The 23,031-nt window shown below is 45.6% G+C and carries 19 protein-coding genes and 1 tRNA gene; 13 read left to right on the top strand and 7 right to left on the bottom strand.

All coding sequences use genetic code 11. The features are described 5' to 3' along the window. The first annotated feature begins 52 nt into the window (after window positions 1-52). The 4 genes from IT392_12300 (at window position 53) to IT392_12285 (ending at window position 5,397) form a co-directional block, all read left to right on the top strand. Window positions 53-1,933 carry an acetate--CoA ligase family protein gene (locus IT392_12300; GenBank protein ID MCC6545256.1) on the top strand — a complete coding sequence of 627 codons (1,881 nt, stop codon included), beginning with the start codon at window positions 53-55 and terminating at the stop codon, window positions 1,931-1,933. A 123-nt stretch (window positions 1,934-2,056) separates the two neighbouring features. Beyond that, window positions 2,057-3,469, top strand: coding sequence for a M48 family metalloprotease (locus tag IT392_12295; protein MCC6545255.1), 1,413 nt, complete (start codon window positions 2,057-2,059; stop codon window positions 3,467-3,469). Between the two features lie 150 nt (window positions 3,470-3,619). Further along, window positions 3,620-4,543, top strand: a complete 924-nt coding sequence (locus IT392_12290; protein MCC6545254.1) for a hypothetical protein — start codon at window positions 3,620-3,622, stop codon at window positions 4,541-4,543. Beyond that, a complete protein-coding gene (locus IT392_12285) occupies window positions 4,540-5,397 on the top strand; it encodes a hypothetical protein (GenBank protein ID MCC6545253.1) in 858 nt (285 codons plus the stop codon). Before IT392_12290 ends, IT392_12285 begins: the two co-directional genes overlap by 4 nt. A 70-nt stretch (window positions 5,398-5,467) precedes the next feature. Here IT392_12285 and IT392_12280 read toward each other — a convergent pair whose 3' ends face one another. Genes IT392_12280 through feoB form a run of 3 tightly spaced genes read right to left on the bottom strand, consistent with a single transcriptional unit; the run spans window position 5,468 to window position 8,635 of the window. Next, a complete protein-coding gene (locus tag IT392_12280; protein ID MCC6545252.1) occupies window positions 5,468-5,890 on the bottom strand; it encodes a ferritin-like domain-containing protein in 423 nt (140 codons plus the stop codon). A 27-nt stretch (window positions 5,891-5,917) separates the two neighbouring features. Beyond that, window positions 5,918-6,610 (bottom strand): metal-dependent transcriptional regulator, encoded by a 693-nt coding sequence (locus IT392_12275; GenBank protein ID MCC6545251.1) that lies wholly within the window; start codon window positions 6,608-6,610, stop codon window positions 5,918-5,920. Between the two features lie 57 nt (window positions 6,611-6,667). After that, window positions 6,668-8,635 carry a ferrous iron transport protein B gene (feoB, locus tag IT392_12270; protein MCC6545250.1) on the bottom strand — a complete coding sequence of 656 codons (1,968 nt, stop codon included), beginning with the start codon at window positions 8,633-8,635 and terminating at the stop codon, window positions 6,668-6,670. A gap of 124 nt (window positions 8,636-8,759) precedes the next feature. Here feoB and IT392_12265 point away from each other — a divergent pair, with 124 nt between their 5' ends. The 3 genes from IT392_12265 to IT392_12255 all read left to right on the top strand — a co-directional run bounded on the left by IT392_12265 (window position 8,760) and on the right by IT392_12255 (window position 12,350). Then, a complete protein-coding gene (locus IT392_12265) occupies window positions 8,760-9,608 on the top strand; it encodes a deoxyribonuclease IV (GenBank protein MCC6545249.1) in 849 nt (282 codons plus the stop codon). Window positions 9,609-9,635: 27 nt separating this feature from the next. Continuing rightward, on the top strand, window positions 9,636-12,206 hold the full coding sequence (gene glgP, locus IT392_12260; GenBank protein MCC6545248.1) for an alpha-glucan family phosphorylase: 2,571 nt from the start codon (window positions 9,636-9,638) through the stop codon (window positions 12,204-12,206). A gap of 68 nt (window positions 12,207-12,274) precedes the next feature. After that, window positions 12,275-12,350 (top strand) — tRNA-Ala (locus IT392_12255). A 13-nt stretch (window positions 12,351-12,363) separates the two neighbouring features. On the opposite strand, the gene IT392_12250 is transcribed toward IT392_12255, so the two are convergent. Then, a complete protein-coding gene (locus IT392_12250) occupies window positions 12,364-12,948 on the bottom strand; it encodes a hypothetical protein (GenBank protein ID MCC6545247.1) in 585 nt (194 codons plus the stop codon). Between the two features lie 141 nt (window positions 12,949-13,089). Here IT392_12250 and thrS point away from each other — a divergent pair, with 141 nt between their 5' ends. The 4 genes from thrS to rplT all read left to right on the top strand — a co-directional run bounded on the left by thrS (window position 13,090) and on the right by rplT (window position 16,307). Beyond that, entirely contained in the window at window positions 13,090-14,967 is a 1,878-nt protein-coding gene (gene thrS, locus IT392_12245) for a threonine--tRNA ligase (protein ID MCC6545246.1), read from the top strand. Window positions 14,968-15,148: 181 nt separating this feature from the next. Beyond that, window positions 15,149-15,727, top strand: a complete 579-nt coding sequence (locus tag IT392_12240) for a translation initiation factor IF-3 (GenBank protein MCC6545245.1) — start codon at window positions 15,149-15,151, stop codon at window positions 15,725-15,727. Then, complete coding sequence (gene rpmI / locus IT392_12235; protein ID MCC6545244.1) at window positions 15,720-15,923, top strand: 50S ribosomal protein L35; 204 nt, start codon at window positions 15,720-15,722, stop codon at window positions 15,921-15,923. Before IT392_12240 ends, rpmI begins: the two co-directional genes overlap by 8 nt. Window positions 15,924-15,953: 30 nt before the next feature. After that, window positions 15,954-16,307, top strand: a complete 354-nt coding sequence (rplT, locus tag IT392_12230) for a 50S ribosomal protein L20 (protein MCC6545243.1) — start codon at window positions 15,954-15,956, stop codon at window positions 16,305-16,307. 160 nt (window positions 16,308-16,467) lie between these two features. Here rplT and pheT read toward each other — a convergent pair whose 3' ends face one another. The 3 genes from pheT to IT392_12215 form a co-directional block, all read right to left on the bottom strand. Continuing rightward, window positions 16,468-18,168 (bottom strand): phenylalanine--tRNA ligase subunit beta, encoded by a 1,701-nt coding sequence (gene pheT, locus IT392_12225; protein ID MCC6545242.1) that lies wholly within the window; start codon window positions 18,166-18,168, stop codon window positions 16,468-16,470. A gap of 157 nt (window positions 18,169-18,325) precedes the next feature. After that, entirely contained in the window at window positions 18,326-19,891 is a 1,566-nt protein-coding gene (locus IT392_12220; GenBank protein MCC6545241.1) for a phenylalanine--tRNA ligase subunit alpha, read from the bottom strand. 19 nt (window positions 19,892-19,910) lie between these two features. Next, a complete protein-coding gene (locus IT392_12215) occupies window positions 19,911-20,564 on the bottom strand; it encodes a ribulose-phosphate 3-epimerase (GenBank protein MCC6545240.1) in 654 nt (217 codons plus the stop codon). A 329-nt stretch (window positions 20,565-20,893) separates the two neighbouring features. Between IT392_12215 and IT392_12210 the strand changes: the two genes are divergently transcribed. Then, window positions 20,894-21,271: a holo-ACP synthase gene (locus IT392_12210; GenBank protein MCC6545239.1), complete on the top strand. Its 378-nt coding sequence runs from the start codon at window positions 20,894-20,896 to the stop codon at window positions 21,269-21,271. A 194-nt stretch (window positions 21,272-21,465) separates the two neighbouring features. Beyond that, window positions 21,466-23,025 carry an NAD(P)H-hydrate dehydratase gene (locus IT392_12205; protein ID MCC6545238.1) on the top strand — a complete coding sequence of 520 codons (1,560 nt, stop codon included), beginning with the start codon at window positions 21,466-21,468 and terminating at the stop codon, window positions 23,023-23,025. Window positions 23,026-23,031: the final 6 nt, after the last annotated feature.

Genomic DNA, 23,031 nt, shown 5'->3' with positions numbered 1-23,031 from the left:
GTCGCATTTACAAGGTTGACAGATTTCATGGATACTGTATGCTGTTGTCAAGATGGAACAATCGTGTGGTCTCGACCCATTTTTTTATCCACGTTCGATTGCAGTTGTAGGTGCATCACAGGACGTGACTAAACCATCCGGGATAATCTTAAAGAATCTGCTTCATGCTTTTAAGGGCATCATATATCCGGTAAATCCTAATCATACAAGTATCCTCGGAGTCCCTTGCTTCCCTTCTGTATCTGACATCCCTGATGATGTATCACTGTCGGTCTGTATCACACCAACAGCAACTATCCCATCCCTACTCAGGGAGCATGCAGGAAAAGGCATTCATCATATCATTATCGCTACAGCCGGCTTCGCAGAAACAGAGGGGGGAGAGGTTATACAGAGCGAAATAAAAGAAATTGCAGGCAACGCAGGTATACGTATTATCGGACCTAATTGCCTCGGCATCTTTCATCCTTCTGCCGGGCTCGACACTTTTTTCCTGCCTTATGACAGGGTGCCGAGGCCTCAATCCGGTAACATATCATTAATATCACAAAGCGGCTCCATACTGGGGACGACCCTTATCCTGCTGGAACAGGAGGGGCTTGGCGTCTCCAAGGCTGTGAGTTACGGAAACAGGGTTGATGTTGGAGAAACAGAGTTGATCAAGTACTTGAGTGATGATGACGAGACTGGCGTTATTGGTATATGCATTGAGTCTATAGGAGATGGAAGAGGATTCATAAGTGCAGCTCAAAGATGCACCAAGCCAATGATCGTCCTGAAACTGGGTCAACAACCGGCGGGTAAAAAGGCGTCCAGATCTCACACAGGTTCAATGGCAGGGAGATACGAGATATTTCAGGCGGCATTCAGGAGAAGCGGTATTCATGAGGCAAACACCCTTGAGGAATTCATAGACTTGTTAAAGACCTTTTCCCTGCAGAAACCACATACTGGAAAACGGGTATTGATTGTCACAAATGCCGGCGGAATAGGGGTAATGACAGCAGATTTATGTAATAAGGAGGGCCTGCTCCTGCCTGACCTGCCAGTAGAGACTAAAGATCGCCTCAGGTCATTATTGCCCCCCTATTATGCTCTATCAAATCCCATAGACCTTACAGGAAATTCTACAGATAAACAGTTTGTCATGGTACTTGAAGAATGCCTGAATCACTATGACGCGGCTCTCCTTATTCCTTTTATGACAGTCCCTGGAATTACGCAGGAACTGGGCAAACTGATTACGAATACCGTCAGGGACATTGCTAAACCAGTTGTATCACTTAATCCATTTTCAGGAAACGGCAAGAGATTGGAAAATACTTTCAGGCAGAGTAAAATACCGGTATTCCCTACACCCATCAGGATGGTAAAGTCAGCAGCAGCCCTTTTAAAAAACATTCCGGCAGAACCTTTCCCTGAGAATATAAGGGAATATCCGCTGATAAAGGGCTTGATCAAGGGTCCTCAGCCGGTCAATAGTAAAGACATGTTAGATGCAATGAGCATCAAGTACCCGGATTTCATATTCGCACGAAGTCAAAAAGAGGCATTGACCGGAGTTGTTGTACAAGAAATGGCACCATCAGGCATTGAGGTAATCATTGGTTCGATAAAGGACCCTGACTTCGGCCCTGTGGTAATGTTTGGACTGGGTGGAATATTTACAGAAATTATAAAGGACACAGTCTTTGACATCGCGCCAATAACTCATAATGGCGCATTGAGAATGATAGAAGCAATCAGGGGATATGAAATACTCAGGGGTATAAGAGGCGCCAGGGGTGTGGGCATGGGAATATTGGCTGATACGATAGTGAAGGTCTCTGAGGTTGCAACACTGTTCCCTGACATAGTAGAATTAGAGTTCAACCCGGCAGTTGCATATCCTGACGGGATCATTGTAGTAGATGTGAAAATCATATATAAGTGAACTGTCATGAGCCGCGGGCTCACAAATGTACATGAAAATAATCCCCCTCACTCCCCTTTTTCAAAGGGGGATATTAGTTACCCCCCTTTAGAAAGGGGAGGGTCAGGGGGGATTTGAAAAGCTATGTTCGGATTAAAAAATAACTTCTACATAACAGTTGTACTGGCCCTCCTCCTTCTCGGCTGCAGCTCCTATCCTTCAGCAAGGAAGGACGCATCACCTCCTCCCTCCAAGGAGATGGGGAGGGCATTTGTCAAAGAGGCGCTCCAACATTACCGGTTCGTTAAAGACCCGGATGTAGTGAATTTAGTCAATAGTGTCGGACGCCGTATTGTCAGTAAAATCGGGGCTAATCCTGACAGCTACCATTTCCTGGTCGTAAGGGAAAACCAGCCTAACGCATTTGCCATACCAGGTGGATATATTTTTGTTTTTGACGGTCTTCTGCCTCAACTCCGGGATGAGGGTGAACTTGCCGGCGTCCTGGCCCATGAGATTGCACATGTGGAGAGGAGCCACTTTTTTAAAGACGACAAGAAGATTGCGGCACTGGATATTGCAACTATTGCTGCAATCCTTTTGAGCGGAGGAAACCCCGCTGCCCTTACTCTTGCCGGAGCCGCCAATCTCGACGTACGTTTACAGTTTAGTCGCGAAAATGAAAGGGAAGCTGACAGTTATGCAATGAGATATCTGGAAAAGGGAGGTTACTCATCAGAAAGTCTCCTTAATTTCTTTGACAGCTTGATCCGGTATGAGAGATTTAATCCCCAGACCGTCCCTGCCTATGCATCTACTCACCCGGGTCTTGAAGAAAGGCGAGACCGGGTTGCCAGTTTTCTCATGAAGACACATGACTCTGCATCCACTGCAGCAGACACTGATTCCAAAACTAATACAGCCCAAAAATGGACGCGCATGCAGGCATCACTTCTGTCCCGTAATATAGCATTGAAAGACGAGTCTATCCTCCTGCAATCAATGGGTATTGAGAAAATCCCTGAAGAAAGAAGGGATGAAACGGCGAACTATCTTCTCGGCATTGTTTACATGAAGGCAGGACTATACAGTGATGCCATTCCCAGATATCTAAAGGCTATCGGGTTTAATGAGGGAAATTATGTCTATTATGCGGACCTTGCATATTGTTATCTAAAACAACAGGACATCGTTAAAAGCAGGGAAGCCGCACTCAAAAGTATTTCCTTAAACAAAGATTATGCCCCTGCTCACGTCATCATGGGCATTTTAGAGATGGATTCCGATAATCTTGCAATGGCAACTTCCCATCTTGAAGACGCACTCAGATTGGATGAAACAGACGATATGGTCAATTTCTATCTTGCAATGGCATACAGGAAAAGCGGAGAATCCGGCAGAGATGCCTTCTATTCTGCCAGATATTTCAAGATAAACCTGGACCCTGACAGGGCGCTCAAGGAGTTTAACAGGGCAAAAGATCTGGTAAAAACCGATACCCCCATGCACTTCAGGATACTGCAGGAAATAGATGAAATTAAACGCGAGGGCCTGTAAACGGCTGCTATATTTTTACTATTGACTTATTATATCCTGCTGATAAAATAACGTCTCAGCTAAAACCCTATTACCTTCCCTGAACTGGGCAATATTAAACATAAACTAAGAAATAACATGGTATATTTGCTGATTATAAGAGGCTAAGGGATGAGATTTATCAGGCTTAGAACGGCAGCTCTTGTTGTACTGATTATTATAGTTGCGGCCTTGCTGTGGTTGCTTATACCTCTGCACCCATCGGCACGAAAGGATACCCTGTATGGGCAGGCTTATATTACAGGTGTAGTAAGGATAAAGCCCCTTCTGGACAAACCCTTTTCCGCATTTGTTTCTGCAATACCTGGTAACCCTGCAGCAGCAGGCAATGTACCTTTTTTTTTAAGACCCCTTATTCCTCCTGTAATGGAGTTCTATCTTCAGGGCAGCAAAGAAGGAAACGGCTGGGCTATAGTTACAGACCTCGGATGGAGGTCAAAACTATTCAGGATGTTTCACGGAATTATTATAGGGCAGATGCAATACAGGGGTATGGGAGCTGTTGAGGGCGAATCTGTCCTGAGAGCCCCTTCAGGCCAGAGAATCCTCCTTTATCAGGATGGCCGGACGCTTTTTTTTGCAGAGGGAGAAAACATTATAGATAAGATTATCGGGCCCGTATCAACAGCTAATCCTGCTGCAGACAGGTCGGATCTTCAAATATCAGGATCTGAGACAAGTGATAACAGGATTATATCAAGCGTCTCGTTTTCAAATATTGACGGAGACGTTACAAAGGCTATTGAGTCGCTGGAGGGCAGGGCAGGCTTCGTGCTGATGCCTTCTGCAGGCAGTATGGTTAAAGGTTCATTTGATATCAGGCAAACGGGCAGTGATACTATCTCCGGAATGATCGCCCTTACAGGTCGTGAGGATGGCGATTTTGAGGGATTGGAAGGTGACATAACCTATTTGGTCAGCCTGCTTGAAAGATATCTCTACGCGCAAAATATGAAGACTGACGTTACAATTAACAGGGAAGAGAGTACAATAACAGCTCAAATAATGATTCATCCTGAAGGAGGGAAACAATGAAAAAGATATTCATCAGTATAATTATTACCTCACTATTGATCCTCGGTATAAAAGGTGGGGTCCATGCACTCACCTTTGAATTCAATAAGGATAAACCAGGGGTTAAAGAATTTATATCAAAAAACCTCCGCTTTTCTTCTGAGGGGGAAGACATAATATCGAAGACCCCATCGTCATTTTATTTAATCACTTATCCCCCCGACATCTTACCGGTAATTGCATATAAGGGCACGACGGCAAACTTAGATAAGATCGCCGGTGGTAAAATCGCTAAAAACATCAAGGGCCCGCACGGTGAAAAAATTTTCTATAATCCAAGCCAGCCCCCGGAAAATAAACAATTATCATCATATGCCCAGTGGGATGGATGGGTCTTTATAGGAAATAAGAAAGAGTCACTGCAAAATGTGCTTAAACGATTCAAGAATCCTTCAGATATTTCAAGCTCGGGTATCCTGACACCTACTTTTAAGGAATGGAAAGATGGGGGCATACGGTTCTGGGGAAATAACTCGGACGATCACATGTCTCTAATCCTTGAGGCACAGAAAAACGCCTTGTTAATCCCTGCCTTCAGAAACCCTAAGGACATTCATGCCATGGCAGGCGCATTCACCCTGACACCTTCCGGAAACATCCGGGGTAAGATCATAGTAAAGCCTGTGAACCAGCAGCAGGCATATAAAAACATTGAAGGAGATGCCAAATTTATAAGCGAGACTGTGAGGAGACGACTCCTGGCAGTAAAATCACCATACGAAGGAAAGGTAAGCAGCTCAGACGGTAATGTGGTTTATGATCTCGTCATTGGAGATTATACGGCAGCTCAGAAACAGATAGTAAAAAGTAAGTAATAAATCCATAAAGTCTAATGGGGGACACTTTCTTTACAAGGAAATGTCCCCCTGCTCTTTTCACTGCTGCCTATTTTTTAATTCCAAGAGTTGTCTCCCATATATCTGCATGTCTTTCTTCGTCAGACAGGATCTTTTCCATCATCAGCCTGCTTGTAGGGTCACCTAATTCATCAAAGAGCTTAATGTCAGCCTTGTACTGAGTTATCGCAGTATTCTCACCCTCAAGATCATCCTTCATCATCTTAACGAGATCTCCACCCTTCTTAATCTCAGCCGGAATTGTCGTCGGATCACCCCCGAGGTAATTAATCCTCTCTGCAATCATCTCCATGTGCTTCATCTCATCGCGCCCTATCTTCTCAAATAATTCAAGTACTGCCGGGCTGTCATACCCCTCTCCTGTCCAATGATGATGCAAATACTGAAGAGTTGCTGCAATCTCCAAAGCAAGGTCCTTGTTAAGCGCCTCAATAATTTTTTCTTTGCTCATTTGTCACCTCCTGGGTTATAAGTATTATTATACATGATGCATCTTCTTAACGAAAATCTCTTTCGCCAGCTCCCCGTCAAGCGCAAGCTCTGTCTCCCCTATCTTTATTAAATATGTAGGTTGTTTCTGATGCAGGCGCAAGATGCTCCCGGGGACGATACCAAGCGAACTCAGCCTGTCAAGCCTCGCATGATACTTTGATGATATAAAAACGATTCTCGCATCTCCTCCTATAGGAAGTTCTGTAAGGGGCGCTACAAGTGGCTTTAAATCATGGGAAAATCTCTTACAGCACTCACCCCTTGGGATTGCCTTTCCGTGCGGACATGTCGGGGGGTGCCCTAAAAAAGCGCAGATGCTGTCTACGACAACCTCGCTCAGGACATGCGTATGCTCCAGTTCACATGCATGGTCCTCGAGCTGTTTCTCTTCTATCTCGAAGACCTCTGACAGCAGCCTTTCAGCAAGCCTGTGCCTCCTGATTACGTTTTCAGCCCGTTTCTCGCCTTGCTGGCTGAAAGAAAGACGGCCATCATCAGTTAAAACCAGTTGTCCGGACTCAGCGATAGTTAATATCTGCTCCACGTCAGGGTCCTCTGATATTTTCCTGACATCATCTATTCGTGATTCTCCTTCTTCCCGCAGCATCCAGATCGCCTCAAGGAGTTCGTCTATACGGTCCTCTTCATGAAGGTCTTTGACCTTATTATAATCCATCATCCGTAACCTCACAAGCAGAAACAGCGACTACTAAATGTTCATACGCTGTCCCTGATTTCATAATTTAATGCCAAACAGGATAAAGACAAAGTTTAACACTCCTCCTACTAAAAATGCAAAAGGGAATATAAACATCACAATGGCAAGGGCTGTCTTAAGCCCGCACTCTTTGACCATGACAAGAAGATTTGCGACACACGGGACAAATAGGGTGATGGTCACCAGGCTCACAACAACCTGGTTTGGATTAAGTTGTCCTGACTGCGCAAGCGAGAAGAGTCCGGCCGCACCGTAGTCCCTCCTGAGAAAGCCTATCAGGAATGCCTCTGTAGCCTTACCAGGCAATCCAAGAAAACCGACGACTACCGGATTTGCTATTCTCTCAACTGCTGCAAGCCCTCCAATCTTATCGAGGGTAAACAGTATCAGCGTCCCGACAATAAACAGGGGGACAGCCTCTTTTAGATACCAATTAATCCTTGAGAGTGTCTTAAAAATAATGTTTGATAATACCGGTATGCGGAGCGGCGGGATATCGAAGACAAAATCAGACCCTTCTCCCTTCAATATTTTAGAGGACAGGAATCCTACAATAAATAATACCAGTAACACCACAAATGCCCAGATGAGAGTAGCAGAGGCTGAAACACCGCCAAGCATCCCCAGGATCACGCCCAGTTGCGCTGAGCACGGGACTCCGAGGGCAAGAAGAAGTGTCACGATTACCCTCTCTTTCCTTGTCTCCATTACCCTTGCCGTTAAGGTAGCCATTGTGTCGCAGCCAAGTCCCAGGACCATAGGGAGCACGGCCTTTCCGTGCAGTCCCATAAGTTTGAATATCTTGTGAACCATTACGGCAAGTCTCGGGAGATATCCGGAATCCTCGAGTATGCCAAATGCTATGAAGAAGGTACCTACTACAGGAAGTATGATGGCGATAGAATAAGTCAGCGCCATTGTGATGATACCGTATTCTCCAACAAACAGATCCCTGAAGAATGAGTCTCTGATAAACCGCTCAGCAATGATTGTCATATAAGGATTTATATAAACTCCAAATAGTCCTTCTTCGAGAAGTCCTGCAAGTACCTGCGCTCCGAAGACACCGACAAACTCATACATCATAAATAATACGGCCAGAAGTACCGGTATTCCCCATATGGGGTGCATAGCCCATCTTCCGAGTTTAGTGGTAACTGTGGTTCCTTTTCCCTGTGATCTCGACATGACGCCTGCTACAATATTCTCAGCCTTCTTTATCCTGGCCTGATTAATTACATACCCCAGCGGTTCATGAAACCTGTTCTGGATATCCAGTCGTATGTCTTCAATTTTATTAATATCTGAGGGGGTTATGCTCTTGCTAATCCATGGTTTCAGACTGGCGTCTCCGGCAAGGAGCATAAGGGCAATAGAACGTCCTGAGATCTTCGTTTGAGGCAGAAGTGCCTCGAGCCTTTTAATGCCCCCCTCTATAATCCGTCCATATGTAATGCCGAGAGAAGAAAATTTCCTGTCTGACAGGGAATCGCGTAGTTCTTTTATACCTTTTCTTTCCACACCAACGGTAGGTATAACCGTAGTACCAACAATACCGGCAAGTTTCTGCGTGTTTATATCCAGACCACGGTTTCCTGCCTCATCCCACATGTTAAGGACAAGAATAAACGGGAGGCCCATCTCTGCAAGCTGTATACTAATCTGCAGTCCGCGTCCGAGGTTTTTTGCATCTGCAACCTGTACAACGAGCCTTACCTCATCATTCAGGAGAATGTCCCTTGTTACGACCTCATCTTCAGACATGGGGATGAGGGTATTAACACCCGGGGTATCAGTGACCGGCAGGTCTTCACCACCTACCCTGCATGACCCTGTAGTCAGAGTAACCGTAGTCCCGGGGTAATTGGAAACCGTCGCGTATCTTCCTGTCAGGAGACCAAAGATTACACTCTTTCCAACATTGGGGTTTCCGACAATTGCAATCTTGCTGACTGTTTTATTATCCTTTACCGTGTGCCCATGCATAAGGCTTACCCTAAATATTGAAATTGGTTATCAATTTCATTGTAACTACTATAGTAAAAACTCAGGTACTATGTCAATAGCTGTTTTGTGGCAAATCTCAGACAATACAGGTTATAATCAAACGATGCTCCTTGGCGCACACATGTCAATAGCAGGAGGCATTGATAAGGCAATTGAGAGGGGTGTGTCCCTATCATGTTCGGCAATCCAGTTGTTTACTCAGAACTCCAGCCAGTGGATGGGGAAGCCTGTTACCGGGGAAGAGGCCGGCAGATTCAAGGAACTTCGCAAAGACAGCGGTATACTGCAGGTCATAGCTCACGCTTCTTATTTAATAAACCTTGCCTCAGGCAACGATGAGCTCCGAAATAGATCCGTAGACGCCCTGATCAGCGAGATGGAGAGGTGCAGGATACTTGAGATTCCGTATATCGTTTTACACCCTGGTGCGCATACCGGGATAGGTGAAGGTGAGGGTATAAAGAATATTATCATGTCTCTCGATATAATATTCACCAAAACCGACGGGTGGGGGGTTGATATCGCTTTAGAGACTACAGCAGGTCAGGGGACAACCATAGGATACAGGTTCGAACATCTGAGCAACATCATCTCTGGAGTTATACATAGTCACAGAATAAAGACATGCATTGACACCTGCCACATATTCGCTGCTGGATATGATATAAGGACAACTGAAGGATACGAAAAGGTAGTAGATGAATTTAACAACATTACAGGACTTGACAGACTTGTCTGCATTCATTTAAATGATTCAAAGAAAATGCTGGATAGCCGCGTTGACAGACACGAACATATAGGAAAGGGATTCATTGGAATAGAGAGTTTTCGCACTATAATGAATGACGTGAGATTCAACAATGCAGCCAGGATCATTGAAACACCTAAGGGCCCGGATATGAAGGAAGACAAGATAAATCTGAAGTGTTTACGACAAATGATTGTGCTATAATATTGCCAACCAGGAGGAATCGAAATTATGTCCGCTGAAGAAACACCTGTAACAATAGTGAATAAATTAAACCGGATTGCCTATAATCTATGGTGGTCCTGGAATCCTAAAGCCCAGGATCTTTTTGCGTCTATAGATAAAGTTCATTGGAAAGAAGCAAAAAATAATCCTGTGATCTTTATAAGACGCCTGAGCAAAGAGGCGCTTATTGAGGCGGTATTTAAAGAAGAAGTACTTACCCTGTATCGTAATGTAATTAAAGAATTTGACGATTACTGCAATCCTAAGGAGACCTGGTTTACAAGGACATACCCAAACCATAATAAGATGTCTATTGCTTATTTCTCAGCGGAATTCGGCCTTCACGAGTCCTTACCAATATACTCAGGCGGCCTCGGCGTCCTTGCCGGGGACCACTGTAAGGCTGCAAGTGATCTTGGGCTTCCTTTTGTCGCCGTCGGACTGCTCTACCGGCAGGGATACTTTAAACAGCAGATAAATAAAAGAGGTGAGCAGGAGGCAGTCTATGAAAGGTATGACTTTACTGACATGCCTGTCAGACCTGTTATGAATTTGTCCGGTAATGATATTGTTATCAGTGTTGAACTGCCAGGAAGGACACTGAAGGCAAAGATCTGGAAGGTTGATGTAGGACGAATAAACCTTATATTGCTTGACTCAGATATAGAAGAAAACAGTGTTGAAGACAGGAGATTAACATACAATCTCTATGGCGGCGACCATGAGGTAAGGATATCGCAGGAGATTTTGCTCGGCATAGGTGGTGTAAAGGCGCTTGAAGCAATCGGCCTGCGCCCTAATGTATGGCACATGAATGAGGGACATTCAGTCTTTCTTGGTCTTGAACGGATACTGAGATTAACAAGGGAAGAAGGACTGACATTTGCCGAGGCACTGGAGGCAGTTAAAGGCAATACTATTTTTACGACCCATACACCGGTTCCTGCCGGAAATGACGCCTTCTCACTCATGCTGATAGAGAAATATTTTAAGAAATACATAGATAAATTCAGTGTCAAATTACACGAGTTCATGCGTTTTGGCCTTCGTCCTACAGGCGGAGGATCTGACCTCTTCAGCCTTACTATTCTTGCCTTCCATTTTTCTGCACAGAGCAACGGGGTAAGTAAACTGCACGGCCAGGTATCGAGAACCATCTGGAATGACGTATGGTTCGGCGTACCCCTCGGTGAGATACCAATCGGGCATATAACAAACGGGGTCCACACAATGACGTGGATTGATCCCTCCATAAGACGTCTTTTTGACAAGTATGTCGGGACAGACTGGCAGGACGGTCTTCTTGAACCTGACGTATGGAAGAAGGTATATGATATTCCTGATGCAGAGCTGTGGGAGGTACAAAAGGGTATGAAGGCATTGATGATTAAGTCCCTTCGGAATATTCTATCTCTTCAGGCAAACAGATTTTCTGACCATGAAAAGAAGGGAACGACAGCAGAAGTCGTTCTGAATCCTGATGCACTCACAATAGGATTTGCCAGGAGATTTGCTACCTATAAGCGTGCAACTCTTATCTTCAGTGATCTTGACCGGCTGAAAAAGATTTTGAATGATAAAAAAAGACCCGTTCAGCTGTTGTTTGCAGGAAAGGCACACCCTGCTGATAAACCGGGACAGGCCTTCATTAAACGGGTTTATGAAATCTCACAGATGAAGGAATTCATGGGTAAAGTAGTAATGATTGAAGGCTATGATATGCATGTCGCACGTCATCTTGTTGCAGGTGTTGACATCTGGTTTAACACGCCGAGGAGACCTTATGAGGCAAGCGGCACAAGCGGACAGAAGGCCGGTATAAACGGCACAATTAATTTCAGTGTTCTGGATGGGTGGTGGGTCGAAGGCTACAACGGAAAGAATGGCTGGCCGATAGGCAGCAACGAAAATTATGATAATGAAGATTTACAGGACAAGACAGACAGCGAAGACATTTATGAGAAATTAGAGCAGGAGATTGTACCTCTCTATTACCGCAGGGATGAAGCGGGCATTCCTGAACAGTGGCTGAGCGTTGTAAAAGAGTCAATACGCACAACTACTCCGGAATTCAGCACAGCCAGGATGGTCAGTGATTATACCACAACTATGTATATCCCGACCTTTGAGAGAGGTGACAGGATCAGGGAAGATAATTTTGCCAAATCAAAGGAACTGGCTGAGTGGAAGGCATGGATGAAGAAGAACTGGGAGTACATAAAGATTGTCTCCATAGAGAAGGGTGAAAACCTTAAAGACGGGGAAGGAAACATCCTCCCTGATTTCGAGGTAATCATAACCACTGATCTTGGCCCTATATCTCCTGGCGACGTGACGGTAGAAATATGCAGGGGCATTATGGACAAGAATGGTCAATTTAATTCCATGGGTATGATACCAATGCGGCGCCTCGGGGAAATATGGGAGGGATTCTACAGCTATGCTGCAACCGCCACACCCGATGACAGGGATGGATACGGCTTTTTCTTTCATGTAGTGCCGACACATCCGGACCTCGGAAATAAATATGAGTTCGGGCCGATACGTACAACATATGTGGAGATGAAGAAGTTATGAAGACCTATCCAATACTTGACAACAAATAAGCATAAATGTAACATTGCCGGGGTAAGGAACTGGATCATGGGGCTGTAGCTCAGCTGGGAGAGCGCTTGAATGGCATTCAAGAGGTCGGCGGTTCGATCCCGCTCAGCTCCACCAGGATAATCAAAGACTACCTGATAATGACAATCCCTGCCCTTTTCCTCAAACCATCCGAGTATTCTTTCAAACGGTTTTCTGACTCTATACTAAATAGCCGCATCTTTATCTGATCATGAACCTCACTGTAAGTCTGCTCTCCAAATTCTTCTCTATTTTTTTCATAGAATTCCTTTATCACTTCCTCAGATATAACGATGAAGAAGTTTATCCTGAATTTAATAAACTTCTCTGCCATAACCTGATCTGTCAACCTCTTGAGAACGTCTGATTCCGTAAGACCGTATTCTCTCAGGAAATCCTTATAACGCTCTCCCGCCAAATATTCTCTGACCGACTTAAGCCTCCCCTGAACCTTTTCAATGTCTTCTTTAGCTTCTGTTATCTTGAATTTCTCTGCCTCCTGTAAATAGAGTTTTCTGTTAATCAGGTCCTGCAGGGCACTTTCTTCGTCCTTGTCGTATAAATTCAGCATGAGTTCAACCTTCACATCGCTGTAGGTGATTATCTCTTCACCTACAACTGCCGCTATCCGGTCAATAAGAAGCTCCTCAGCCTGTACTATGCATTCCCAGGACAATAAAATGCATATAATCATAAAACATACCGACAATCTGCGGGATAACATCCATGCATTATAAGTAGTGTTTCTATAACAATCAATATCGTTTTTTCAATGTGTTTCAGCCCGATAGCGGGCCAAAGCGCAGGCTTGACACTGCCTTATATAGATGATAACATGTCAAATCTTTGTAAAGTCATGACACTAATAGAAATTTTAAAAGCCAGGGGCAATGAAAACCTGGAGATAATTGCAGCAAAAATTAACGGCCAGCCTGTAGATTTAAACACGCCTGCATCTGAAGGTTCCGACATAGAGTGGATAACTGCCTCTTCTCCTGAGGGTCTGGAAATTCTCAGGCACAGCACAAGCCATCTCATGGCTCAGGCAGTAAAGGAGCTCTATCCGGAAGTCAGGGTAACCATAGGTCCTTCTATAGAAGACGGCTTTTATTACGACTTTGACTATGACAAGACTTTTACGCCTGATGACCTGATCAGGATAGAGAAGAAGATGAGGGGGCTGGCAGACAAGAACATACCAATCTCCCGGATGGAGATGTCTAAGGAAGACGCCATCACGCTCTTTGAAAATATGGGTGAGAATTACAAGGTAGAGATAATCAGAGAGATACCTGATAAGACCGTATCGTGCTATAAGCAGGGCAGCTTCGTAGACTTGTGCAGGGGACCTCATATCCCGTCTACCAATCGTATAAGATCATTTAAGCTCCTTCAAACTGCCGGGGCATACTGGCGTGGTGATGAAAAAAACAGGATGCTTCAACGCATTTATGGGACGGCATTTCCGGAACAGGCAGACCTCGACAGCTATCTCAGCAAACTTGAAGAGATAAAAAAGAGGGATCACCGGAAGCTCGGTAAAGAACTGGAACTCTTCAGCATCCATGATGACATTGGTTCGGGCCTCATATTATGGCACCCCAATGGGGCAATAATAAGAAAGACCATTGAAGACTTCTGGAGAGAGGAACACCTCAGGCATGGATACAAGCTCCTGTACACGCCCCATGTGGCAAAGCTGGATCTATGGAAGACCAGCGGCCATACGGAGTTCTATCAGGCCAACATGTATAAGCCTATGGATGTCGAGGGACAGGACTTCCAGTTAAAACCGATGAACTGCCCGTTCCATATAGCTATTTATAAATCGAAGATGTATAGTTACCGGGAAATGCCTATAAGGTGGGCTGAGCTCGGCACTGTATACCGTTATGAAAGGTCAGGGGTCTTACACGGCCTTTTGAGGGTAAGGGGATTTACACAGGATGATGCACATATATTCTGCAGGCCCGATCAGATCCGGGATGAGATCACCTCTATACTGGATTTTACAGTTGATCTGCTGACTACGTATGGTTTTGACAGGTATGACATCTACCTGTCAACAAGGCCGGAGAATTACGTAGGGACACTTGATAACTGGGAAAAGGCTACAGATGCATTGCGTAACGCCCTTGAATTAAAGGGCCTCCCTTATCAGATAGACCCGGGCGAAGGGGTTTTTTACGGCCCTAAGATAGATATCAAGATAAAGGATGTACTGGATCGTGCCTGGCAGTGCACCACAATTCAGGTTGATTTTAATCTCCCTGAAAGATTCTCCCTGACTTATGTTGGTGAAGACGGCCAGCAGCATCAGCCGATTATGATACACAGGGCGCTGATGGGGTCAATTGAGCGATTCTTTGGTATACTGATTGAGCATTACGCCGGGGCATTTCCATTGTGGTTGTCACCTGTACAGGTTAAGGTACTCCCGATAACGGATAAACAGAATGAATATGCTGAAGAGATCAGGGACTCACTTAACAGTGAAGGTGTGCGGGTGGAAGTAGACAGCCGAAACGAAAAGATAGGACACAAGATACGAGAAGCACAGTTGGAAAAAGTTCCATATATGTTTATAATAGGCGGCAGGGAGGCAGAGTCCCGCACAATAGCAGTAAGGATGAGAAAAGAAGGCGATATAGGGGCATTGCCGCTTGAAGAAGCAGTTAACAGGGTAACACAAGAAATTAACCAGAAATCATGACTGGCCGTTGACACTCAAAAATGTCCAGGTGCAAGGAAGGGCTTTAATTTTGAGCTGAGGCGTACTATGTTGTACGTTGAAGCTCAAAATTAAAGTCCTGACGCCGCACGACCCATTGCATTTGCATGCAGCAATGGGTACCCCGCGTTTTTCAGTGTCTAACGAGAGGAGGTGAGGGAATATCGCAGAGCCACGTATAAGAGTCAACAGAGAAATTCGAATTAAAGAAGTCCGTGTTATCGGCCCGGAGGGGGAACAGCTCGGGATACTACCGACGTTCGAGGCCATTAAGAAGGCTGTTGAATTCGGCCTGGATCTTGTTGAGGTAGCGCCTACGTCTAAACCTCCTGTCTGCCGTATTATGGACTTTGGAAAATATAAATACGAGCTTGCAAAGAAGCATCATGGCGCAAGACAACACCAGCGCAGTATGCAGCTTAAAGAGGTAAAGGTAAGACCTTATACTGACAAACATGATATAGAGATAAAGATCCGAAATGTCCGAAGATTCCTTGAGGATAAGAATAAGGCAAAGGTGACTCTTACTTTCAGGGGAAGAGAAATGGCATACAGGGAGACTGCAAAGGGAATAATGATATCATTTGCTGACGGGGTAAAGGATATAGGTGTAGTTGAAGTTCCGGCAAAGATGGAGGGAAACAGTATGATTATGATCATCTCTCCCAGATCAGATGCACAGAAGTCAAAGGGCACTGGTACGGAATCAGTAATAACGGCAGAAGGGAGGGAAGATGTCTAAAACCAAGCTCAAGACACACAAAGGCGCATCAAAGCGCTTTAAACTTACCGGAACAGGCAAGATAAAAAGAAGCAGGGCATCAGGAAATCATTTGCTGACAAAGAAGACCTCTCGAAGAAAGAGGGCATTGAAGAAGGCAGCAATGGTTCATGAGAGTAATGTGAGGAATGTTAAGAAACTAATACCGTACGGATAGTAATTCAGGTAAAAAGGAGGTTAGACAACAATGCCACGCGCAAAAGGCGGACCAAAGACAAGACAACGCCGTAAGAAGGTGATGAAGGCGGCGAAGGGATACTGGGGCGGCAGACACCGTTTATACAGAAGCGCCACAGAGGCAGTTGACAGGGCCCTGTGCTATGCCTACCGGGACAGACGGCAAAAGAAACGCAGTTTCAGAGGCCTCTGGATTGCGAGGATAAACGCAGCAATCAGGCTGCATGGGCTTTCTTACAGTAAGTTTATCAGCGGCCTCAAGAAGGCAAATATAAATTTAGACAGGAAAGTGCTTGCTGACATTGCAGTGAATGACCCGGCAGGATTTGCCAGGATAGCCCAGACAGTTAAAGAAGTAGCGTAAACAGCAGGGATCTATTCATACCTCAGGGCTGTAATCGGATCTTGCCGGGCAGCCCTGTAGGCAGGATAGACTCCGAAGAATATCCCTACACCCGCTGAAAATAATGTCGCCACAATAACAGACCACAAAATTACAACAGGCGGTATGTGGCTTAATACTGTCAATTCTGGTATAAAGCAAGAATCTTATCAATGGCAATTTCAAAGGCGCTGCATGGCGCATGAATGTCCCATGCGGTTAAAACCTTTGGATGCATTTCACCAATGAAACCGATGACATTTTCACCGGCATGTATCCAACCCATCCTTCCGTTGATAAATGAAGGATGGACCCCGGGAACCAGCCTGTAGTCCATCTGAAGATAATACATAAGGGTATCCAGTATCGAATGGACTTCAGAAAAATTAGCGGTGTGATGGGAGATAAGGGCGGCACACATAATAGCTGTTCGGGCTGATAAATTTTCTGACTCATCATAGACTGCTGTCTCCCCTGCCTCAAATATCCTGTGGGGATAGAAACTCTCACTGCTTGCTGATTCTGCACGTAATAAAGACGGGAGGATCCAGTGCCTCAGGACTGAATAGCTCTGTGACATTATGTTATCCACCTCAATGACCTTCTCATTCTCAAGCCCCATCTTATACATGTTGTCTTCTTTGGATGTTAATATGTTAGAGATAATTTCCTGGAATCCTGCCCCGACCATATATCCCCTGATCCTGTCTGAGAACTTTTCAATTTCTGACAAGGAGCCTACTGTCATCTGTGACGGCATAACAGGTTTAAAATGACCGTAACCACGGCTGATGGCAATATCCTCGCAGAGGTCAACAGGGTGCATAATATCATCCCTGTACGGAGGTGGAGTCACCATGACTGTTTCTCCTTCCCTCTTGACCCAATGACTATAACTATCAAGCAGAGAGGAGATCTCTTTCAGACTCAGTCTCTCACCGATGACCCTCTCAGCGTTATTTACTGTAAGTGATATATGATCTGCGAAATCACAGGGGATACTCACATTACTGCCAAATCCTGTATCGTAGGGATACTTGACTTCAACCCTGCTTATCTTAGCCCCCCGGTCATGGACGTTAACGGACAGGACGTTCAGGACTAATAACACTAGCCTCATATCTGTACCTGTTACTTCTATAAATAACTCGCTATCCCCTGCCCTGACCTCACCAACCTCCCGGCTGTTGATAACAGGCGGGAATGATAGGACACTCCCCTTACTGTCAATCAGTATTGGATATTTCTGCATACCTCTTAATATATCTTTGTATGCCTGTCCCTTGGGGTGTTTCTCCAGTATTTCCTTCGGGGTCATCTCTTCATCAAAACCAAGCGGTACAAATTTAAGGTCCTCAGGCCCTATGGCCTTATAGTGAACCGGGAAGTTTATCTTAGAGAGGCTGTATATCCCGATTGATATCCTCTTCCTCTTGCTTCCAAAGATCTCTGATATCTTTTCCTGAGTCTGGATCATCTGAACCAGCATCTCATCATCTATTGTCACTCCGGTGGCAATAAAACCGCCGACATATGGACGAATATCCTTCATCTCTCCGGATACTATGATCTCTCCTGCCTTATCACTCCCGTCTGAGTAAAAGAACTCGTAGTCTCTCCATGCCCCTGTGAGCTTCCCCTTAATCTGCCGTGCAATCCCCTCACAGCACCAGAGGTCAGGCCGGTTGCTGTCGCTTAACTCAATCTTCAGCTCATCCGTCCCCTCATCGTAACCCTTCAGCTCTCCCTTAACCAGTTGGAGGTGATGTTCAAGTTCATGAAGGGGAAAAGATATGCCTGTAAGATTTTCGAGGTCTTTCTTTTTTATGTTTATCGTTGGCAACTTAAAAACTCCTGATTCATCCAAGAATCCAGTTTCAAATCCCCCCTTACCCCCCTTTTCTAAAGGGGGGAACCTGATTTCCCCCTTTGAAAAAGGGGGATTAAGGGGGATTTTTCATGCCCCATTGTGAGCCCTGGCTCATGAGGGGTTCAACTGATTATATCCATTGCACGCGTTTAGTCCTTATCATATCCAGGTCGCCGGAGAACAGGTCTCTTATGTCATGAATCTCCAGCGCTACCATTGCCATCCTGTCGAGGCCCAGCCCCCATGCTATTACAGGGACATCTACTCCAAGCGGGATCGTGACCTCAGGCCTGAAGATACCTGCACCGCCAAGCTCCATCCAGCCGAGCTTAGGGTGTTTAACATGAAGCTCTACAGACGGCTCTGTAAAAGGGAAATATGCAGGCAGGAATTCTATCTCCTTTGCCTTTGCAACCTCCAAAGCAAATAATTCAAGGAGGCCTAACAATGTGCGGAAATTTATATCCTCACCAATAACAATCCCCTCTATCTGAAAGAAGTCCTGTGCATGTGTGGCGTCCACCTGCTCATACCTGAAACAGCGTGCTATAGAAAAATATTTACCCGGATTCTTCGGGCTGCGTGCAAGTGTCCTTGCTGAAACTGCTGTCCCCTGACTGCGGAGCATGAGCCGTTTTGCTTTTTCTATATCAAAGTGATACTTCCATCCCCTTGAACCTGTCTCGCCTCCTGAGTAATGTGCCTCTGAAACCCTTGTCCGGAATGGCTCTTCTATCTCTTTTGATAATCCCGGTTCCTTTACATAATAGACATCATGGATATCCCTTGCCGGATGGAACTGGGGCATATAGAGGGCGTCCATATTCCAGAACTCATTCTCAACAAGCCCTCCCCTCATCTCTTCAAACCCCATCGCAACAAGCTTGTATTTTACGTTATCAAGAAATTCCCTGTAAGGATGCTTCCTGCCGGGTGTAATCCTTGGTGGAGGAAGCGTAATATTGTATTTCCTGAATGATTTACCCTCCCATGAACCGTCTTTCAACATCTGTGGGGTTAACTGTGCTATTTCTTCAACCGGGATCCCCTTCTCCAGCACTGCTGCATGGATGTTGATACCTGTGTCCGTCAGTACGTATGAACGGTTGACCTGTTCATTTATCCTGAAAATACCCTTGGACTTACCCCTCTTCCTGTGCAACCCCTCTATAATCGTCTGTTCTTTTTCAGGCAGGCCAGATAAGCTGATCTCCCCTTTTTCTCTGACTAAACTGATGAGCCGCTGTATTTCATCAAACTCAGATATCAATGACTCATCATCCAGCTCCAGCCGTCCGCCTGCTGCAATCTTTATTATCCCCTTTTCCTTAAGAAGACCGACTGCCGAACTTATCTCAGCAGGCTCAATGTCATCACGCCCTTTAACATCCGCCATGGAATAATCAGGATTTGCCTTGATGGATTGGAAGATGCGGAGTTCAGGTATCTTCAGATCAAAATACCTCTCGCCTGTTTCCGTCAGGACAACAGACCGTTCAACTGTCTCTGCGGCAACCGAAAGTATCCCCTTGGCAAGCAGCCACCCTATCGCCATATCCTTCTGAGACTGCTCTATTGACGCCTCATTGATCAGGATATTATCATCTACGGACTTTCCTGCTTCAAAGACAAAGAGGATTTTCAGCTCAAGGGGGTGAAGGCTTTCAACTATATTTTTTAACTCTTCTGTATTCATATGATGCCTAAGGCAGGAACTATAGACTGACCCTCTTCTTCATTTCCCCTATTGTCATTTTATAATCCTGAGTCCCGAAAACCCCGGAGCCCGAAACGAACATATCAGCTCCCGCTGCTGCAATCTCTGCAATGTTATCAAGTTTTATCCCGCCGTCAACCTCGAGATATGCCTTTGAACCGATCTTGTCGAGCATCCGCCTTGCCTCCCTTATCTTTTCCATGGAAAACGGAATAAACTTCTGACCGCTGAAACCGGGATTCACAGACATTATGAGCAGAAGGTCAATGTCTTCAAGGACACACTCTACCATAACAAGAGGTGTTGAAGGGTTCAATGACACGCCAGCCTTCTTGCCGGACTCTTTTATCTGCTGAATCGTCCTGTGGAGGTGCGTACATGCCTCAACATGTACTGTAATTATATCAGCGCCCGCATCGGCAAATGAAGATATGTATCCCTCAGGCCTCTCTATCATCAGATGCACATCAAGAGGTAAAGATGTCGCCTTTTTAACGGCCTCGACCACAAATGGTCCAATTGTAATGTTAGGAACGAAATGCCCGTCCATTACATCCACGTGTATCCAGTCAGCCCCTGCATCCTCCACCCTCCTGAGTTCTTCACCAAGTTGGGCAAAGTTCGCAGACAGGATAGAAGGCGCTATTTTCATCTCCCTCATGATTAATTTCCTCCCGGTAATTCAAGCGCTGCCGCTCAGAGAAACCAGCCCCAGAGTCATATATAAAAACATAAGAGACCTTCAAAGTCAACGAAAATGAAGCATGGTAAATCCCGGAATTGACCAGGGAAAGTCATATAGTATCAATTTGGGTGTTTTTTGATATCTATTGACCCTTCTATGGGTTTTCTGTCATAATTTTGGAGTTTACGCTGAAAAATACCCTTTTGGGGCGTTCTGACTCCTTCCTTGCAACTGGACATTTTTGAGCGTAAACTGGGACATCGTTTTTGTCATTAATTATTCATGAGAGCCGGGTTTTGATAATAGGTATTGGGATTGATATTGTGGAGATCAGCCGGATAAATGAGGCTGAAAAGAGATGGGGAGAGAGATTTCTTGAGAAGGTATTTACAGAAGGTGAGATTAAATATTCGATGCTTAATAAATCCCCTCATCAGCGCCTTGCAGCACGATTCGCAGTTAAAGAGGCGATGTCAAAGGCGCTGGGGACGGGTATTGCCAGTGGCATCACGTGGAAGGATACAGAGGTCATCAGCAGGGACAACGGCAGACCTGAAATTCTTCTGCATGGCAGATTAAGGGAAATAGCGGAATCCATGGGGGTTACCGGAATCCATGTGAGTATATCCCATGATGGTGATCATGCCATAGCACAGGTGGTGCTGGAGGGTTGATGGAGTGAGTCATGCCATAATAGCAAAGAGTGATCAGCAATGAGCAATGAGTTGGGGACGGATAATGACAAACAACAGGTATTTTCGAGTGAACCGTCATGAGCCGTGGGCTCACAAAAGGGGGAAATTAGTTACCCCACTTTAGAAAAGGGGGGCAGGGGGGATTTGAAAGACTATTTTCGGATGAGCTTCTCATGTACATAGCCACTGCACAGGAAATGAATAATATAGACCGGCGTACCGGGGATGAATATGGCATTCCTACCCTGCTCCTCATGGAAAATGCGGCTTCAGGCATTACACGCGCCGTGGAGCAGATGCTTGTCTCAATCAGCGGGAAACGGATTACAGTTATGTGCGGCAGGGGTAATAATGGCGGGGACGGTCTTGCCTCTGCAAGGCAACTGCATAATCTGGGGGCGAGTGTGACAGTATATCTCCTCTCTGATACAGCAGATTTCAAATCAGAACCGGCAATAAATCTGAATATTGCATTAAAGATGGGTATCGAGGTTAATGAAAAAGGGAAATACAGTCTGAGGACACTGAGTTCACGATTAAGACACAGCCATATGATTATAGATGCAATGATCGGTACCGGGCTCGCATCGGCAGTTAAAGAAGAATATATGGAGGTTATAGAACTTATCAATAGCTCTAAAAGACCTGTTATTGCGGTAGATATTCCTACAGGGATCAATTCCGATACAGGTGAGGTCATGGGCGCAGCAATAAGGGCAACAGCAACAGTAACCTTTGCCCTGCCTAAGAGGGGACATTACTTATATCCGGGGCCTGACTATACAGGGAAACTCCAGATAACTGATATATCCATACCAGCAGCAGCTGTTGAAAAAGAGGCGATATACCTGAGCCTTTTGACAGGGAATGATATGCAGGACATAGTCCCGTCGCGACAGTCTGATTCACATAAGGGAACGAACGGACATGCGCTGGTAATCGCCGGCTCCATTGGTAAAGGCGGGGCTGCGGCTATGACAGCGCTCTCATGTCTCCGGACAGGGGCGGGGCTTCTGACACTTGCGGTTCCGAAGAGTGTGCAGCCTATAGTTGCAGGAAAACTGACAGAGGTAATGACTCAGCCGCTTGCTGAAACAGACGAACAGACAATCGCCGCTGATGCTGCTGAGACTATAATGGCTGCTTGCTGGGATAAGGCCGTTGTCGCGATAGGACCCGGTCTCACGACTAACAAGGAGACTGTGTCATTCGTAAAGAAGCTGATTGTAGAAATCAGCATCCCGCTGGTTGTTGATGCAGATGCTATAAATGCACTGGCAGGCTCAACTGAACTTCTAAGGGAGAGAAGGTCTGCAACTATACTTACACCTCATCCCGGAGAGATGGGCAGACTGACAGGAAAGAGTACAGCAGAGGTTCAGCAGGATCGTATAGGTACGGCAAGGAATTTTGCGATCACCTATGGTGTATACCTGATCCTGAAAGGGGCGCATACTGTGATCGCTGAACCCTCCGGAGCAGTGCATATTTCCCCTACCGGTAACCCTGGGATGGCAACCGGAGGGACAGGGGATGCACTGACAGGAATTATTACAGGCCTCATCGCACAGGGTGTTGAGCCTTCAGACGCAGCCAGGCTTGGAGTATACCTGCACGGTCTTGCAGGAGACATAGCCGCACAAGAAACAGGCATGGCAGGCATGATTGCAGGAGATCTTATTGAACATATACCAGCAGCAATTAAACAACTGGAACGTAAGAAATGGCTTTAGACAAGG

This window comes from Nitrospirota bacterium (assembly GCA_020846775.1).
In the GTDB taxonomy this organism is placed as follows: Bacteria; Nitrospirota; 9FT-COMBO-42-15; order HDB-SIOI813; family HDB-SIOI813; genus RBG-16-43-11.
The sequence above is the reverse complement of the archived record's forward strand: the minus strand, read 5'-3'. Positions and strand labels throughout refer to the sequence as shown.